General features: G+C 48.5%; 7 tRNA genes. All 7 read left to right on the top strand.

Annotated features, from left to right (window positions below):
• Nucleotides 1–61: 61 nt before the first annotated feature.
• The 7 genes from HMPREF3031_RS11925 (at nucleotide 62) to HMPREF3031_RS11895 (ending at nucleotide 727) form a co-directional block, all read left to right on the top strand.
• Nucleotides 62–136 (top strand) — tRNA-Gly (locus HMPREF3031_RS11925).
• A 15-nt stretch (nucleotides 137–151) separates the two neighbouring features.
• Nucleotides 152–240 (top strand) — tRNA-Leu (locus HMPREF3031_RS11920).
• Nucleotides 241–257: 17 nt separating this feature from the next.
• A tRNA-Arg gene (locus HMPREF3031_RS11915) sits at nucleotides 258–331 on the top strand.
• A gap of 11 nt (nucleotides 332–342) precedes the next feature.
• A tRNA-Pro gene (locus tag HMPREF3031_RS11910) sits at nucleotides 343–416 on the top strand.
• Nucleotides 417–448: 32 nt separating this feature from the next.
• Nucleotides 449–524, top strand: a tRNA-Ala gene (locus HMPREF3031_RS11905).
• Between the two features lie 29 nt (nucleotides 525–553).
• Nucleotides 554–627, top strand: a tRNA-Met gene (locus HMPREF3031_RS11900).
• A 26-nt stretch (nucleotides 628–653) separates the two neighbouring features.
• Nucleotides 654–727: transfer RNA gene (locus HMPREF3031_RS11895), tRNA-Ile, on the top strand.
• The last annotated feature ends 42 nt before the right edge of the window (nucleotides 728–769 follow it).

Raw genomic sequence — 769 nt, 5'->3', positions numbered from 1 at the left:
CAGAGGGTCAGAGGTTCGAATCCTCTATGGCTCATCAGTTTTCCGATTATAACTGAATCATGCAGAAGTAGTTCAGCGGTAGAATACAACCTTGCCAAGGTTGGGGTCGCGGGTTCGAATCCCGTCTTCTGCTCCATTTTTATTTTATGATGCCGGGGTGGCGGAACTGGCAGACGCACAGGACTTAAAATCCTGCGGTAAGTGATTACCGTACCGGTTCGATTCCGGTCCTCGGCACCATATATAATATAAAACATGCGCCCGTAGCTCAACTGGATAGAGCGTTTGACTACGGATCAAGAGGTTATGGGTTCGACTCCTATCGGGCGCGCTTATTTTCTACGGGAAGTAGCTCAGCTTGGTAGAGCACTTGGTTTGGGACCAAGGGGTCGTAGGTTCGAATCCTGTCTTCCCGATAACCTTAGAAAAAGGATTATTAAATTAATATGGGGGCTTAGCTCAGATGGGAGAGCGCCTGCTTTGCACGCAGGAGGTCAGCGGTTCGATCCCGCTAGTCTCCACCATATTTAATTACAACATAAACCTATACAATGGCGGTGTAGCTCAGCTGGCTAGAGCGTACGGTTCATACCCGTGAGGTCGGGGGTTCGATCCCCTCCACCGCCACTAATTATTAGTTGTAAAATTATTTAGGACCTTTAGCTCAGTTGGTTAGAGCTAACGGCTCATAACCGTTCGGTCGCAGGTTCGAGTCCTGCAAGGTCCATATAATTTTTTTGGAGGAATACCCAAGTCCGGCTGAAGGGAT

The organism is Staphylococcus sp. HMSC072B07, assembly GCF_001815505.1.
Taxonomy (GTDB): domain Bacteria; phylum Bacillota; class Bacilli; order Staphylococcales; family Staphylococcaceae; genus Staphylococcus; species Staphylococcus simulans.
Note: the sequence above shows the minus strand (reverse complement) of the source record. Positions and strands in the feature narration are given on the sequence as shown.